At 71.7% G+C, this 16,529-nt stretch carries 10 protein-coding genes; 4 read left to right on the top strand and 6 right to left on the bottom strand.

Features of this window, described 5'->3' with window-relative positions:
* Positions 1-202: 202 nt before the first annotated feature.
* Positions 203-5,551, top strand: coding sequence for an AAA family ATPase (locus tag WMF14_RS47600; protein ID WP_437797472.1), 5,349 nt, complete (start codon positions 203-205; stop codon positions 5,549-5,551).
* A gap of 12 nt (positions 5,552-5,563) precedes the next feature.
* Here the strand turns inward: WMF14_RS47600 and WMF14_RS47605 are convergent, their stop codons facing one another.
* The 4 genes from WMF14_RS47605 to WMF14_RS47620 form a co-directional block, all read right to left on the bottom strand.
* A complete protein-coding gene (locus WMF14_RS47605; protein ID WP_437797474.1) occupies positions 5,564-6,019 on the bottom strand; it encodes a hypothetical protein in 456 nt (151 codons plus the stop codon).
* 208 nt (positions 6,020-6,227) lie between these two features.
* Positions 6,228-7,322, bottom strand: coding sequence for a hypothetical protein (locus tag WMF14_RS47610; protein WP_437797476.1), 1,095 nt, complete (start codon positions 7,320-7,322; stop codon positions 6,228-6,230).
* Positions 7,323-7,575: 253 nt separating this feature from the next.
* Positions 7,576-8,610, bottom strand: a complete 1,035-nt coding sequence (locus WMF14_RS47615) for a tetratricopeptide repeat protein (protein WP_437797477.1) — start codon at positions 8,608-8,610, stop codon at positions 7,576-7,578.
* A complete protein-coding gene (locus tag WMF14_RS47620) occupies positions 8,607-9,785 on the bottom strand; it encodes a hypothetical protein (RefSeq protein ID WP_437797479.1) in 1,179 nt (392 codons plus the stop codon). The genes WMF14_RS47615 and WMF14_RS47620 overlap by 4 nt, the downstream gene beginning before the upstream one ends.
* Before the next feature lie 186 nt (positions 9,786-9,971).
* On the opposite strand from WMF14_RS47620, the gene WMF14_RS47625 reads away from it, so the two are divergent.
* Positions 9,972-10,640, top strand: a complete 669-nt coding sequence (locus WMF14_RS47625) for a hypothetical protein (RefSeq protein WP_272096606.1) — start codon at positions 9,972-9,974, stop codon at positions 10,638-10,640.
* Between the two features lie 132 nt (positions 10,641-10,772).
* Here WMF14_RS47625 and WMF14_RS47630 read toward each other — a convergent pair whose 3' ends face one another.
* Together WMF14_RS47630 and WMF14_RS47635 are read right to left on the bottom strand one after the other, a co-directional pair.
* Positions 10,773-11,618, bottom strand: coding sequence for a DUF4142 domain-containing protein (locus WMF14_RS47630; protein WP_437797481.1), 846 nt, complete (start codon positions 11,616-11,618; stop codon positions 10,773-10,775).
* A gap of 468 nt (positions 11,619-12,086) precedes the next feature.
* The gene (locus tag WMF14_RS47635) at positions 12,087-12,893 is read right to left on the bottom strand and encodes a class I SAM-dependent methyltransferase (RefSeq protein WP_437797482.1); all 807 of its coding nucleotides are present in this window, start codon (positions 12,891-12,893) and stop codon (positions 12,087-12,089) included.
* 1,143 nt (positions 12,894-14,036) lie between these two features.
* On the opposite strand from WMF14_RS47635, the gene WMF14_RS47640 reads away from it, so the two are divergent.
* On the top strand, positions 14,037-14,402 hold the full coding sequence (locus WMF14_RS47640; protein ID WP_437797484.1) for a hypothetical protein: 366 nt from the start codon (positions 14,037-14,039) through the stop codon (positions 14,400-14,402).
* Positions 14,403-14,873: 471 nt separating this feature from the next.
* Positions 14,874-16,154 (top strand): esterase/lipase family protein, encoded by a 1,281-nt coding sequence (locus WMF14_RS47645; RefSeq protein ID WP_437797486.1) that lies wholly within the window; start codon positions 14,874-14,876, stop codon positions 16,152-16,154.
* Positions 16,155-16,529: the final 375 nt, after the last annotated feature.

Raw genomic sequence — 16,529 nt, forward strand, 5'->3', positions numbered from 1 at the left:
GGCGCGAGGTGGCGCAGCGCGCGCATGTTCGGTGCGTGTTCGGTGCGTGCTCGGTGCGTGCTCGGTGCGTGCTCGGTCGAAGGAGCGCCGGCCCGGCGGGGACATGGCTTTGTCCCGCGGACCGTGGTCCAATCCGCTCCCATGAGCGCCGCCCTCCGCCACTCGCCCCGCAGCCCCGCGGCGCATCGAGGCTAGATCCAGCATGGTCCTGCCCGGGTACGAGATACAGGCTCAGGTCTACGACAGCACCAACACCCGCGTCTGCCGCGCCCTGCGCAAGGCGGACGGGGAGCCCCTCATCCTCAAGATCCTGAAGCCCCTCCGCCCGTCTCCCGAGCGGCTCGCCTGGTTCCAGCGCGAATACGATATGCAGCGCGGGCTCGAGCTGCCCTGCGTCCCGCGGGCCTATGGCCTCGGGCTCGAGCTGCAGGGCTGGACCATGGCTATCGAGGACTTCGGCGGGGAGTCGCTGGACAGGCTGCTGCGCCGGGGGACGCCGCCGCTCGCCGAGGCGCTGGACATCGCCGTCCGCATCGTGGACGCGCTCGGGCAGCTCCACGAGCAGCGCATCATCCACAAGGACATCAACCCCTCGAACATCGTCTGGAGCGCGGAGCGGGAGCGGCTCGCCATCATCGACTTTGGCATCTCCACCGTGCTGTCGCGGGAGAACCCCGTCCTCAAGAGCCCGGACGTGCTCGACGGGACGCTCATGTACATCGCCCCCGAGCAGACCGGCCGGACCAACCGGGCGATCGATTACCGCACCGACTTTTACTCGCTCGGCGTCACCCTCTACGAGCTCTTCACCGGGGCGCTCCCCTTCCCGGCGCAGGACGCGATGGAGCTCGTGCATTGCCACCTGGCGAGGCTCCCGGCGCCGCCTCACGCGCGGACGAAAGGCGTGCCGAGGGCGGTGTCGGACGTGGTGATGCGGCTCCTGGAGAAGGCGCCCGAGGCGAGATACCAGAGCACGTACGGCATCAGGGCGGACCTCGCCGCGTGCATCGCGGCGCTCCGCGACACGGGCGCGGTGGGGGCGATCGACCTCGGGGCGCGCGACGTGCCGGAGCGGTTCCAGATCCCCCAGCGGCTCTACGGCAGGGAGCGCGAGGTGGAGGCGCTGCTCTCGACCTTCGAGCGGGTCGCGCAGGGCGCGAAGAGCGCCGTCGAGGGGGCGCGAGGCGCGGCCGAGCTGCTGCTCGTCACGGGCTCCTCGGGCATCGGCAAGAGCGCGCTCGTGCGCGAGCTGTACGAGCCGATCACGCGGCGGCGGGGGTACTTCATCGGCGGGAAATACGACCAGCTCCAGCGGGCGACGCCCTACGCGGCCGTGGTGGCGGCGTTCCGGTCGCTGGTGCGGCAGATCCTCGGGGAGAGCCAGGCGCGGCTCGCGGGGTGGCAGGAGGCGCTGCGCGGCGCGCTCGGCCAGAACGGGCAGGTCATCCTCGACGTGATCCCCGAGGTGGAGGCGATCCTCGGGCCGCAGCCGCCCGCGCCCGAGCTCGGGCCGACGGAGACGCAGAACCGCTTCAACCTGGTGCTGGAGCGCTTCCTGCGGGTCTTCGCGAAGCGGGAGCACCCGCTCGTGATCTTCCTCGACGACCTGCAGTGGGCCGACGCGGCCAGCCTGCGGCTGCTCGAGCGGGTGCTCGGGGAGGATCGACCGGCGCACCTCTTCCTGATCGGGGCCTACCGGGACAACGAGGTGGGGCCGGCTCACCCGCTCACGATGACGCTCGCGGCCATCCGGGCGTACGGGACGGCGGTGCACGAGATCCACCTCGGGCCCCTCGGCCGCGAGCACGTGGAGGAGCTGCTCGGCCAGGCCATGCACGCGGAGCCGGAGCGGGTCCGCCCGCTGGCGGAGCTCATCCTGCGCAAGACCGAGGGCAACCCGCTGTTCGTGAGCGAGCTCCTGAAGGCGGTGCACAAGGAAGGCTTCATCGCCTTCGACCGGCAGCGGGGGCGGTGGCAATGGGATCTCGGCCGGATCGAGGCGAAGGGCGTCACCGACGGCATCATCGATCTCATGATCGGCAAGATCCGCAGCTTGCCGGCCGCGACCCAGCAGGCGCTCAGCCTCGGCGCCTGCATGGGCAGCGAGATCGATCTGCGCGCGCTCTCGCTGGTGGCGGGCAGATCCGAGGAGGCGCTGTCCCAGCCGCTGTTCGCGGCGGCGCTGGAGGGGCTCCTGCTGCCGGCCTCCGAGCTCGAGGTGGTCCAGGACTCGACGAATCCCTCGCTGCTCGTGCGGCATTACCGGTTCCTGCACGACCGGGTGCAGCAGGCGGCGTATGCGCTCGTCGAGGAGGCGGAGCGGCCCGCGGTGCACCTCAGGATCGGGCGGCTGCTCCTCTCGAAGATCAGCGGGCCGGAGCGGGCCGAGCGGATCTTCCAGCTCGCGACGCACCTGAACCAGGGGCGGGGCCTCGTCACGGATCCGGTCGAGCGGCTCGAGATCGCCCGGCTGAACCTGGAGGCCGGGAAGCGGGCGAAGAGCTCCACCGCCTACGCCGCGGCGCGGGAGTACCTCGCCGCGGGGCTCGCGCTCCTGCCCGAGGGCTCCTGGGGAGAGCACCACGATCTCACCGCGGATCTCCACCGCGAGCTCGCGGAGGCCGAGGGGCTCAACGGCAACCATGCGCGCGCCGAGGCGCTCGCCCGGGTGCTTCTCGATCAGGCGCGGACGCCGCTCGAGCAGGCCGGCGTGTACGACGCGCTGGTCAGCCATTGCACCATGGTCGGGCGGTACGCGGAGGCCATCGACGAGGCCCGGCGCGGGCTCGCCCTGCTCGGCATCGACCTGCCCGAGCGGGATCTCGGCGCGGCGCTCGAGGCGGAGCTCGCGGACGTCGACCGCCGGCTCGGCGATCGCCCGCTCGAGTCGCTGCTGGAGGCGCCCGCCGTGGAGGACCCCGCCGGCAAGGCCGCGCTCAAGCTGCTCTCGAACGTGCTCTCGGCGACGTTCTACGTGGACCGGCAGCTCTACGGGCTCACCGTCACGAAGTCGGTCGGCCTGAGCCTCCAGTACGGGCTCGCCCCCGGCGCCTGCTCGATCTTCGCGTTCTTCGGGATCGTGCTCTCGGGGTTCCGTGGCCAGCCGGTCGCGGGCTACGAGATGGGGGTGCTCGCGGTGCGGCTCGGCGAGCGGTTCAACAGCCCCGGCGACGTCTGCAACAGCTGCTTCGCCCTCGGCAACTTCCTTTTACCATGGGTGAAGCACCTGCCGGCGGCCCAGGCGGTCAACGACGCTGGATACAAGGCGGGGCTCGAGGCCGGGGAGCTGCGGTACGCGGGCTATATCCTCATCTACAAGCTGTTCAACCAGCTCTATGAGGGCAGGCCCCTCGCGCAGGTGCTCGCGGATCTGCCGGAGTTTCTGCACTTCAACCAGAAGAGCAAGAACCAGATCGCGATCGACATCATCCGCGGGCTGGAGCTCGCGCTCGCGGACCTCTCGGGCAGGGCCGGGGGCGCCGCGCCGGATCCCGCCGCCGAGGCCGACTACCTGGCCGCGTGCGAGGCGAACCAGAGCGTGATGGCGCTCTGTTACCATCACATCCTGAAGACGCAGACGCTGTACCTGCACGGCGATCTGGCGGGGGCGCGCGCCGCGGCGACGAGGGCCGAGGCGCTCGTCTCGGCGGTCACCGGCAACGTGGCGTCGGCGGAGCACCAGTTTCATCACGCGCTCTGCCTCGCGGCGCTGGCCGACGGCGCCGGGGCGGACGAGCGGAGGGACTTCCAGGAGGCCGCCGCGGCGAGGCGGGATCAGCTGGGGCGGTGGGCGGAGGTCTGCCCCGAGACGTTCTCGCACATGCACGCGCTGGTCGGGGCCGAGCTCGCGCGGCTCGCGGGCGAGATCGGGGAGGCCATCGAGCTGTACGAGCGCGCCATCACCTCGGCGAGGGCCCACGGGTTCCTCCAGGACGAGGCGCTCGCGAGCGAGCTCTACGGCAGGTTCTGGCTCCGGCGCGGAAAGGAGCGGCTCGGCAGGGATTACCTTGCCGACGCCCGCTATGGCTTCGAGCTCTGGGGCGCGCGGCGCAAGGTGGCGCTGCTCGACGCGGAGCTCAACCCGCCGCAGCCGCTGGCCGAGGCGCCCCTCGACCGGACGACGCTCACCACCACGAGCACCCGGCAGCAGACGTCGCGGGTGCTCGATCTGGGCAGCGTGCTCAAGGCGTCGCAGGCGATCGCCAGCGAGCTCGTGCTGGAGCGGCTGCTCACCAAGCTGATGACCATCGTCATCGAGAACGCGGGGGCCGAGCGCGGCGTCCTGCTGCTCGCGCAGGGCGAGGAGCTCATCCCCAGCGTGGAGGCGCGCGTGGATCCGGCCGACCCGCGGGCCGCCCCCGCGGTCACGGAGCTGGATCTCGTGTCGTCCGTGGAGGGGGGGCAGTTCGCGGAGAGCATCGCCGTGTACGTGGAGCGGACCCGCGAGAGCGTGGTGCTCGCCGACGCGGCGCACGAGGGCGATTTCACCCAGAGCCCCTACATCACGCGGAACCAGACGCGGTCGGTCCTGTGCATGCCGCTCCTCAACCACGGCAAGCTCATCGGCGTGCTCTATCTCGAGAACAACCTGGCCACGGGCGCGTTCACGCAGGAGCGGCTGGAGGTCTTGCGGCTGCTCTCGGCCCAGGTGGCCGTGTCCATCGAGAACGCGGTGCTCTACGGGCAGCTCGAGCAGCGGGTCGGCGAGCGGACGGCGGAGCTGCAGAAGAAGAACGCCGACCTCGAGGAGGCGCTGCATCACCTCAAGGCGACGCAGTTCCAGCTCGTGCAATCGGAGAAGATGGCCTCGCTCGGGCAGCTCACCGCGGGCATCGCGCACGAGATCAAGAACCCGCTCAACTTCATCAACAACTTCGCCGAGGCGAACGTCGATATCACCGCCGAGATCCTGGACGGGCTCGCGTCGAACCGGGATCTCAAGGTCGCCGAGATCGAGGATCTGGTGGTGAGCCTGAAGCAGAGCGCCGAGAAGATCGCCGAGAACGGGCGGCGCACCGACGGGATCGTGCGGGGGATGATGCAGCACGCGAGCGGCGGCACGGGGGAGCGCCAGCGCGTCGGGCTGAACGGGCTGCTCGATCAATACGTGAGCCTCGCCTACCACGGGATGCGCGCGCAGAAGCTCGATCTGAACGTGATCATCGAGCGCGATTACGACGAGGCGGTGGGCGCGATCGAGCTGGTGCCGCAGGAGATCGGGCGGGTGTTCGTGAACCTCCTGACGAACGCCTTCCACGCGCTGCGAGAGAAGCAGCGCTCGGCGGCCGGACCGTACGTGCCGACGCTGGTGGTGAGCACGCGGCGGCTCGGGCGCGAGGTCGAGATCCGGGTGCGCGACAACGGGGTCGGCGTCCCCGAGGCGCTTCGGGCCAAGATCTTCCACCCGTTCTTCACGACGAAGCCCACGGGCCAGGGCACGGGCCTCGGGCTGTCGCTGAGCTACGACATCGTCCAGGCCCACCGGGGCACGATCAGGGTCGATGGCCAGGAGGGCGAGGGCGCGACGTTCATCGTCGCGTTGCCTGGCTGAGGCCGCGGCTCTCTATTGCTGCGGCGCGGTTCCCTGGGGCCAGCGCCGCGCGAAGACATTGTTGTCCCAGGCGACAGCGACCGCCGCGCCGCCGTTGAGCTTCATCCCTATCGCCTCGTAGATGAGCTGCGTTCCCGGGACATAGCCGAGCTCCTCGAGCGCCAGCTCGACCGGCCGTAGAACCCAGCGGACCAGGTAGACGCCCTCCTGGCCGAGCGGCCTGGCGATCATGTCGCCCACGGCGAAGGTGGTCCCGTCGGGGCGCAGGGTGGTGACCGAGTACGCGCCCGCGAAATCTCCCGTCGGGGGGCTGATTCTGGTTCCGATCTCGCGCGCGAGCTCCCCCTCGTAGAGGGCGAGGGCGAAGGTGCCGTCGACATTACCCGTCTGGAGATCGACGCGGAAGATGATGACGCCGCAGCTCGTCGGCGCCGACTGCTGCGGGTCGTTGATCTGAACGATCGGCATGGGGCTCCTTACCCTGATCCAACGTGCGCGGGGTACACTGCCGAGCTCGGAAGCGCAGGATCCGAGGCTCGGGTGTGAGGCAGCGCTCGAGATCCAGTCTGAACGGCACCTCGCCGTGGCCGATCCTCCTCCGGGGAGCAGCGACGATGCCTCCGCGGACGGGCTCGTGCGATGAGCAGGGCGCGCGGCGCGCGCAGGCGACGGTGGACTACGCCGGCCGCAGGATCTGCCGCACCGAGTCCACGTCCGCGACCCGGTGCAGCACCGGCTGGAGCCCGGCGCCCGGGGCCTCGCCGAAGGCGCCGCTCGCGGCGACGGCGCGGGCGCGCGGGCCGTCGAGCACGAGGAACACGTCCCGCAGGCCCCCGGCGCCCGGCGCGTCGATCACGTCGACGATGCGCGAGCGATCGAGGTGCAGCTCCTCGTCGCCGCGCTGGATGAGCACGCGCCGGTCGGTGATGAGGTACCGCGTCCGCGCCGCGAGCCGCGCCGGGCGCACCACCGACATGTAGAGCATCGCCGCGCCCGCGGCGACGAGCAGCACGATCGTGAGCGAGAGGGACGCGACGAGCGCCACGAAGGAGACGCTCTCCGGATCCATGCCCGCCGCGGTCACGATGCGGATGCTGCGCACGGCGTGCACCGCCGTGACCACCGCGAAGCCGCCGAGGAGCACGCCGAGCAGCACCGAGCCGACGCCGCGCAGGCCGTTCGGGAGCCACTTGTGCCAGCCGTCGGCCGGGTGCGCCGACCAGAGCACCCGCTCGCCCTCGTCGAGGCGCTGCGAGAGCAGGCGGTGACCGTCGCCCGCGGGCGCCGACGGGACGACGCCCCGGAGGATCGCCCAGACGCGATCCGGGGCCACGACGCCCGTCAGCACGATCGACAGCCGCCGCCGGAGGGCGCCGGTCGGCACCGCCCTGACGAGCTCGAGGTCGCCGACGCCGGGGTGCTTCGGGTTCCAGTGGATGCGCGCGTAGCTGATCGACCGCCGCTCGATGGAGCGCCGGAGCTTCCCGCGCTGCACGACGATGTGCCGATCGGTGAGCATGTACTCCAGCTCCGAGCGCCACCAGCGCGGCAGGTAGCTGAACGCCACCGCGAGGCTCGCCATCCAGGCCGCGAAGGCGAGCAGCTGGTTCGGCGACGCGTCGAGGGCCTTGCTCACGACCACGGCGGACGCGGTGCTGATCGCGGAGGTCACGCCGCACACCGCCGCGCCCACGAGGTAGAGCAGCGGCGTCGCGACGACCTTGGGACGTCCGGACCAGAGCACGACCTCATCGAACACCGAGTCACGCATCTCGATGGAGCCTCCGTTCGGGGTGAGCTGGCCGGCGCCGCCCCCGCGCGCGAGGGCGACCACCTTAAGGTGAACCCGCCGGCCGGGGTCGTAAAGGGGCTCTCGCCATCGCGCCGCTGTACGACCAGAGCACCATCGGTGATCACGCGCACCACGCGCACGCGCGGCCGTCCTTCGCCGGACGCGCCGTACGCCGCGCGCGGGCGGAAGCGCCGCTCGGCCGTCCAGACGCTGCAGCGGTCGCCGCCCCGGCTCAGCGCCGCTGCGGCGCCGCGAGCTTGCGCAGGCGCTTCAACATCTGTTCCCATTCCCTCTCGCACTGCGCTCGCCGCGCCTTCGCCAGCGGCAGCCAGTGATCGTTCCCGGGAGCGCGGGCGATGTAGGACTCCCACGCGGTCACGGCCTGCAGGTAGGCCTCCGCGCGCGCGGCGCCGAGCTCGGCGCTCCGCGCCGCGGCCCAGTGGCCGAGCGCCGCGTACCAGGCCTCGTCGTAGGAAGGCACGTAGAACCAGCCAGCGCCGTTGATCTGCTGGTCGGCCCGATCGTAGGTCCTCGCGAGCCGGATGCTCTCGATGCCTCCCTCCAGGTCGCCGGACCTGTCGAGCGCCACCGCGAGCCCCCAGAGCGTGGTCACGCCGTAACGGACCATGTCGAGCGACCCGAGGGTCGAGAGCGAGGCGCGGTACCCCTCGACCGCCGACGTGATGTCGCCGAGCGCCATGTAAGCCTCGGCCTGGTTGGCCAGCAGCAGCGCGCGCGAGGCCGCGTGCGGCTCGAGCACCAGCGCCTCGTCGTACGCCTCGATCTCGTCCGTGTACCTGCCGAGCCGCGCGTAGCAGACCGCCAGCGCGTGCCACGCGTCGGCCCGGAAAGGCGCCGGAGGATGGAGCCGCAGGAGCCCCTCGAGCGCCGCGACGGCGCCCTGCACGTCGCCGAGGTGCTCCAGGATGTCGGCGTAGCGCAGCCGCACCGAAGGGGTGCGCGAGGTCGCCGCGCCGGCGCGCTCGTACAGGGCGCGCGCCTCGCGCAGCCAGAGCGGTCCGATCTCCTCGACCCGCTCCAGGAGCGGCGAGCGCCGGAGCTGGTCGTACCGCGCGAGGAGCGCGTCCGCCTGGGAGATGAGCTCCTCGCGCTCGTCGGCCGCCGGATCGAGCGCGCGGGACCAGACGGTCGGCGCTGCGCGGAGGGATCCCGCCGCGAGCGAGAACGCAAGGAGCGCCGCGGCGCCCGGCAGGAGCGAGCGCCAGGGCAGGAGCGAGCGCCGGGGCAGGGGCGAGCGCCGCGTCACCGCGCTCCTCCTGGGTTCAGCCGCGGCGGCGGCGCCGCGCTCCGCTCCTGCGGGCCGCGCGCGGCCGCGCCCGTCGCCGCGCGCGCGGGCCGGTGGCCCCCGCCGCCACCTCGCCGGAGCGCGTCGAGGCGCGCGCGCGCCGCCGGGGCCCACGGCCCCTGGCCGCCGGCGCCCGACAGGTACGCCTCCCAGCGCGCGATCGCGGCCGCCGTCATGGTCCGCTCGAGCGCGAGCGCCTCGAGGGCGAGCCTGTCCTCCGGGACCGCGAGGTACTCGACGGTGCGCAGCCGCGCCGCCGCGCTGGCGAGGTCGTCCGCGGCCCGCTCGCGCGCGGCCGCCCCGGCGCTCCGATCTTCTGCCGCGCGCCCGCGCGGGGCCTCCAGCGTGGCCGCCTCGCCTTCGAGCGCGGCGTCCGCCTGGGCCTTGTCGCCGCCGCGGTCCAGCGCGAGCGCGAGCGACAGCGTGACGTCGCGGGCGAGCTGCGTCTGCGCGCGCAGGCGGGCCTCGCGCAGGTAGGCGATCGCCTCGTCGAGGGCCCCGCGGGCGGCCGCCTCTCCGTGCGCGCCGGCGGGCGGCCTCGCGCTCGCGTCGGCGACGGACGCCGCGCCCGCCGTGGCCATCGACAGGTGCGCCGCCTCGAGCAGCACGAGCGCGCGCTGGTCCGCGGTCCCGAGCAGATCGATCCGCGGGACGAGCGCGCGGTAGATCGCGATCGCCTCGCCGCGCTTGCCGGTGCGGGCGAGCGAGCGCGCGAGGTCGTGCATCGTCTGCGGATCCTCGACGCTGCGGGGATCGACGCTCCGCGCCCGCTCGAAGGCCCGCGCGGCGTCCTCGGGCGAGCCGAGCGCGAGGGCGGCGCGGGCGAGCAGGACCTGGGGCGCGGCGTGCCCCGGGAGGAGCTGGTCGGCGAGGCGCGCCGACTCGCGCGCCGCCTCGGCGTCGCCGCCGAGCTGCGCCTGGCCGCGCGCGAGCAGGTCGCAGTAGCGCGGGAGCTCGGGCGCCCGCGCGCGCTCCCAGACGGTGGGCCCCCGGGCGATGGCCCGGCCGGACCGCGCCGAGCACTCGGGCGGACGCCCCGCCGCCGCCGCGGCGGCGACCAGATCGCCGGCCTGTCCGGCGTGCGCGGCGAGCGGGAGGACGAGCAGGGCCGTGAGCAGCAGCGGGCCGAGGTGCACGGCGAGAGTGTACCAGGGAGGCGCACTGGAGGCTCACGCCGGGGCCGACGGCGCCGGGCTGCGATCCGGTTGATCGGGTGGGCGTCGGTCCGTTATGGTGCCCGAGGTGACAGCGTCGACGGGGGGCGTTCGCGGGTCGTGTATCGCTGGACTCCGCAGCCTTGGAGCCTGAGGAGGATCGACATCATGGGCGAGGTGATTCGCAAGGATGCGCCAGCGGACGACATCATCGGTGACGTGCGCGCGACGCTCCAGAGCGCTTCCGCGAAGGGCGGGCCCCTCCGGGAGCTCGCCGAGCAGCGGCTCGTGCCCGTGCTGACGCTCTTCGACGGGGTGGAGGCCCAGCGCAACGCCGCGCGCTCCGAGGCGGAGCCGCTGCTCGCCAAGGTCGAGGCCGAGTCCGCGCGCGCCGACGACGCGCTCGGCAAGGTCGCCGACGACGTCTGGAACGCCGTGGGCCGCCCCTCCGCGGATCCCGCGCTGTCGATCCTGTTCCCGGGCGGCGTCGCCTACTTCGCCGACAACGAGGACGGCGACCTCACGGGGCAGCCGGATCGGCTGGAGGTGCTCGCGCAGCTCCTCGGCTCCGGGATCCACCCGAAGCTCAGCCTGGACAAGGCGCAGGCCGCGGCGGCCGAGGTGAAGTCGGCGGCGGCGGCGGTGCGCTCGACGGTCGAGGCGACCCGGCTGCCGCTCGAGCGGCTGAGCGTGCTCGACCGCATCCGTGCCTCGGTGGCGAAGAGCGCGCACATCGAGCTGGTGCACCTGAAGCGCCTCTACAGGGCCGCTGGCTTCAGCGAGGCGGAGATCCACGCGGTCATCCCGGATCGCGGCCGGGCACGGCGACGCCTGTAGCGCGCCGCGCCCTTCCTCGTAGGCCCGTCAGAAACCCACCGGCTGCTTCCCGCTCCTTTCGAGCGTGGGGCGGCGACGCGCACGTCCCCCTCGCCAGGCGCCTTGGCGCGAGCGAGCCCTATCGGGCCGGCCTCAGGGGCGGGGGTACGGGCTGGGCGCGCCGAAGCCAGGCGGCGTGCTGCGGCCGTAAACCCCGTAGTAGGGGGAGACGGCGGGCGAGTAGGGCCCGTTGCCGCCGAAGTAGACGGGGCCGTAGGAAGGCGCGTTGTTGGCGAAGCCGCCGCCGTAGTTGCCGTAGTTGCCGTAGTTACCGTAATTGCCGTAATCGATGTAGTTGCCGTAGGTGCCGTAATTGCCGGAGTAGGGAACGCCAGATGGATAGCCGCTCTCCGGAACGTACGGGCTGCCGATGAGCGCGAGGAGCGATGTGGCGAACGAGAGGTTACGCTTCGTGGCGCTCAGGACCTCCGGGACGAGGTGAGAGAGCCCCGGGTGCAGCTCGGGCCCCACGATGGCCATCTGTTCCTGGAGATGGGCGAGGAACTCCCGGTGTCGATAGATCTGAACGTTGACGAACGTCCAGTCGAAGCCGGGCCCCGCGAGCCCATCGAGCTGCTGCCGATCCGCCGTGCCCTGCTCGATCAGCGACAGGCTGATCTCGTTGTCCGCCGGCGCCATGCCCATCTGCGTGAGCGCGAGCGCGAGCTGCTGGCTCGCGGCGGTGTGATAGTCGAACAGCTGCGCGGCGAGCTCGAGGACGTGGGCGTCCGACGCCTTGGCCCGGGCCATCTGCGCGTCGGTGATCTCGGTCGCGTTGAAGGCGGCGAGCACGGCGGCGAGCTGCGGCATGCTGAGCGAGAAGGCCTGTGAGGTGGAATCGACCGCCTCCTCCGAGCTGTCCTCGTCCGCCGCCACCAGAACACCGTCTTCCGCCGCGACGGAGCAAGCGCTGGTTCCCGCGAGCGCGAGGGCTGCCATGCATGCAAAACGAAGAGAATCGGCTCGAATGTTCATAGTTCCCCCATGTCATTGACGGAAGCGGGGCCGGCGCTGGAGCGCTCGGCGGTGATGCCTGGCCCGCCCCGTCACGTATCTTGAACCGTTGTTGGGCGGCGCAAGCCGCGAGAACATCAAATAGTCAATTCTCACCAGCGCGCAGGATCGGCTGAATCGTCCGTGCCGCGCGACGGACCGGCGCAGGGGTGCCACCTCTCGACGTCGATGAACGGACGCGGGCGCCGCACGGGCGGCGGCCCTGGAAACCTTGCGCGAGGGCGGGCGGGGGCGGGGAGCGGCGCTGTCGGAGGATCAGCGTGGTGCCGTGTCCGAGCTCGACGGAGATCGCAGGACGGAGTTCGCCGCTTTGCTGGAGGGCGGGCCCGGAATCGGGCTCTTGGTCACCGTCACCTGGCACCGTCACCTGGCCGCCGGGGCGGGAGCAGGACGTCAGTCGGAGGTCCTGGCCGGTTTGCGGGCCAGGACGCCGACGGTGCCGTAGTAGACACCCCACGCCGACGGATCGGCCGCGAACCGGGTGTAGCCGGCGAGATCTTCCGCGCTGATCCGCCCTGTCGCGAGATACCTGTGCTGGAGCTGGGTGGCTGAGATGCTCATGATCTCGGACAGCGGGTGACCGCCCGGGCACAGCGGCGCCTCGTTCTCGACGGCCTCGATGGCCAGCCCTCGCGACGTCAGGATCGCGGGCAGGCGCAGGCCGAGGCCGGGGTCCTTGCCGTCGGCCTCGAACATCGCGAGGATCGACCGATTGACCCGATCGAACGCCTCGATATCCGGACCGGAGGCGCCCCTCGCCGCGGTGAAGTCGGGCTCCTCGAGCACCAGGTGGCCGCCGGGCTTCAGCGCTGCGAGCATGGCGTCGAGGAGATCCTGGAAATCCGCGTTGTGGATGAGCACGTAGCGCGCGTGCACCAGATCGAAGCGCGCCGCGTGGAAATTGAGCTGGCGGATGTCGCCCTCGATGATCCGGACCCCGGGCGGCGGAGAAGCGTCCATGAACCCGACATCGAGGTCGACCGCGACCACCTCGCCCTCGAGGCCCACGCGCTCTGCCATCCAGCAGGCGATCGACCCGGCGCCGGCTCCTACCTCGAGGCAGCTCCAGCCGGGCCCCATCCCGGACGCCTTGAGAAGGCGCCGGCTGCCGGGGTCGAAGAAGCCCTCGATCCGCCGCAGGCGCTCCAGCTCTCGCGCACGCTCCGAACCCGCAAACACGTAGCTGTTGTCCTCGGCCATAGGAATGGACAGAATAGTCCATCCCGTGGAGGAAAAGCGAGCTTCTCCCTGCCGACTTCGCCCGACCTTCTTCCAGCGTCATCCATCTGTTGAGCGGCGCACAGCGGCTGAGCTGTTCGGCCCGGGCTGTAAAGCGCGCTTGTCCCGACGATATGTCCAGACGACTTCAAGGGAGCGGGAGCGCGCCGTCACCGCCAGGTGTCCACGCGAGCAGCCTTGGGCGGAGCCACAAGAGGCCTGGCGCGGCGGGCGCGAGGGCTGCGAGCCCGGCCCGAGGAGAGACAGCAAGGCGAGCTGTGGGCCCGCGCTGCCCACGAAGATGTCTCGCCGAGGCGTCCGTGCCAGGCGAACGATGGCGCGCGCCACGCGTTCAGGTGAGACGATCGGGGGCATGTCCCTGGGCGCGCGCCCCGCGTAGTTGCCTGCGTGCCGAAAGAGCGGGGTGTCGACCGTCGCCGGCACGACGGTGCAGACATGGATGTCGCGGGCGCGCAGCAGCCTGAGCTCCTGCCTCGGACTACCCCTCCGACGAGCGCCCCGCTGCGAGCGGCCGCGCGCGGGCGCAGCGCGGCGGTCACAGGTGGTCCTCTCGCCGTGCAATCGCCGGGCGAGCCGCGGCGAGGGCGGTTTGCGCGCCGCGTGCGGCGCGTGTGGATCGATTCGCTCGCTCCGTGACCGGCTGAGCGCCTGTCGTCGAGCGCGCGCCTGGCGAGCGCGCGCCGGCCGGCGTCAGGCGTTGTTCGTGTCTCGAGGGCATAGCGGCCTTCGATCGGGTGCGGCCCGATGCGTTGTTCCGGCGCCGTCTCGATCCCGAGGGCCGGATCCGGCCCCAGCATGTCGAGCGCGGGACGCTACGCCGCCAGGCTCCGGAGGCGGCCTTCGCGCGCACGGGCGCGTCCGCATCGCCGGCGGCTCGGCACGAGCCGCGAACGCAAACGACCTGGGAGACACATCATGCGAAGCATGTTTCTGGTAGTCCTGACCGCGCTGCCGCTCATGGCATGCGGAGGCAATAAAGGCGGACAAGCGGCCTCGCCGGCGCCCGCACCGACGGGCGGAGAGACCCCCGGCGCGCCTGGAACCCCAGGAGCGCCCGAGAGCGGAACGCCCGGCGAGGGTACGATGCCTGGACCTGGAGGAGAGATGGGAGAGCCGGGCGCAGGCGCCCAAGGCGCGCCAGGCACCCAGGGCGGCACGCAGGAGTGGGGCAGCGGCACCCACCGCAGACCGGGCAGCGGTACCGGCGGCACGCCGGGAGGCACGCCGGGCACCGGCGGCACGACGGGCGGCACGCCGAGCACGGGCGGCGCGCCGGGCACCGGCGGCACGCCGGGCAGCGGCACCGGCGGAACGCCGGGGGGCGGGGCTTACGCGCCGCCGAGCGGCGGAACCGGTACGCCGGGCGGGACCACCACGCCGGGCGGCGGCAGCGGCCAGCGGGGCGGCACGCCCGGCGGCGGAAGCAAGAGCGGCGGCTCCCACACGCACGGGGGCGGCTCGGGGCAGTAATTCTCAAGGTATTCCCGCCTCACCTCCCATCGCAGCGACCGACCCTGCGCAATCTCCCGCGCGATCGCGCAACCCTCGGCTCGACCTCCCGCGCGATCGCGCAACCCTCGGCTCGACCTCCCGCGCGATCGCGCAACCCTCGGCTCGACCTCCCGCGCGATCGCCCCGCCGCGACTGCCGCGTTGCGCGCGATCCGGCGGTGAGTCGGGCCGAGATCGTGGGGCGAGCGCGGATGGCGTGAGAGATGCCTGACTCCGCGACGACAGCGACGGGGACTACCCAGTCCGGTCGGCTGTTTCATCCCGGATAACGGTCCACGCCCACACGCCGAGCGCGGTAGGGCGATCACAGGGCGGAGACTACGCATTGATGGACGTGACGACTCGCACGGACGTGCCAAGGACTCATTTGGTCCTCGTACCCGGTTTCGGTGGCTTCGATGCGCTGGGATCGCTTCAATATTACCATGGCGTGACCGAGGCGCTGCGCGGCTGGAAGGGCGCGATGTACGACGCCCCGCTCACGCTGCACTACTTTCCGAACGTGCCCACGGCCGCCATCGAGACGCGCGCGCGGCTCCTCCTCGACTGGCTTCTGGAGCGGTACAAGCGCGGGATCCTCCGCCTGAGCCGCGGCGATTCCCTCCACCTCGTCGGACACTCCACCGGCGGCATGGATATCCGGTGGATGATGAAGCTCCTCCACGATCACGCGGAGCACGCGGCGGACGGCGCGCAGGTCGAGGAGCTGCCGGCGGAGCTGTTCATCAAGAGCATCTCCTCGGTGCAGTTCCTCTCCACGCCACACCGCGGCTCGAACCTGGCCCACGTGTTCACCCGCTGGTCCGGCGAGCTCCAGCTGCTCGCGAGGGTGCTATACGAGACCTGCCGCGCCCTGCGGCTGCCGGGCTCGCGCTTCCTGGCCAGCTCGATCAAGCGGCTCGGGTGGTCCGCCGGCTGGATCGACGCGCTCCTCGACACGACGAGCTTGCTCGGCTCATTCGATTCGAAGGATGGCTTGGTCCGCGCGCGGGCGAGGGCCAGCTACTTCGATACGCTGAGGTGGCTGAACGACGCCTCGGACGACTTCGGCGCCATGGCGGACCTCGATCCGGTCCGTCACGCCGAGGACCCTCTCCACGCGAAGATCTTCAGGACGACCTACGGGCACGTGCGCGTCCGATCCATCGTGACCAGGGCCGAGCCGCACCCCAGCGCGCCTGATTGGGATCTGTTCAAGATCTGTCACCGGTGGACCGCGCACGACCCAGGAGCGGAGCTCGGTCCGGACTGCTCCGTTCGCAGGCTTGACGCCGCAGGCAGCGTGGCGCTCGTCCGTGCGCACAACGACGGCATCGTCAACTCCGTATCCATGGTGTGGCCCACGCCGGAGGAGAGCGTCTACGTCGACGCGGACCACGCGGACATCATCGGGCACTACGGCGATTCGGACGCGCCGCAGGAGGACGTCGTGAGCCCTGACCGCGACTACAAGCGATACGGCCTCTTGATGTCCGGCTCCGGCTTCGGCCGCGAGCGGTTCCTGGATGTGTGGCGGTCGGTCCGCGGCTTCGCGCTCGCCGCCGAGTCGGGCCGGGAGAGAGAGGCGCGCTCTTCCCGGGTCGTCCTGCCGGTGTTCTCCGCGAGGAGGACCGATCCCGAGGCCGGCGCCGCCGCGGACAGCACGCCGGCGCCTCGCTCCGAGGCGAGCGTCCCTTCGTCGATCCGTGGAGCGGAAGGCGCCGCGCCGTGAGCGCCGCGCGGGAGGAGAGCTCCACACGTCGAGCTTGGTGAGCGGCCGAATGGCCACCGGTTATCACGAGGACGATGACGTGGTGGACGAGGAAACTATCTGCCAGCGGGCAGACCCAATGGATCCCGATACTCTCAAGAAGTATTCCGATTACCCGTTCTGCGTTTCAGAGAGTTATGCAGCGAACGGCTTTACGGCTTCAGGATGACCGGCGCGCGGAGCTGAAGCGCCGATCAGGCAGAGGTATCGAGAGATGAACCGCCAGGACGCTAGGCGCCAGAGAAGCAGAGGGAATCCTCTCTTCCTCGCGTCCTCGACGTCCTGGCGCTTCACTTTTATCGATGATCCCGTTTGACTAGGGAACAGGGAAGTGCT

This window comes from Sorangium sp. So ce693 (assembly GCF_051521375.1).
Taxonomy (GTDB): domain Bacteria; phylum Myxococcota_A; class Polyangia; order Polyangiales; family Polyangiaceae; genus Sorangium; species Sorangium atrum.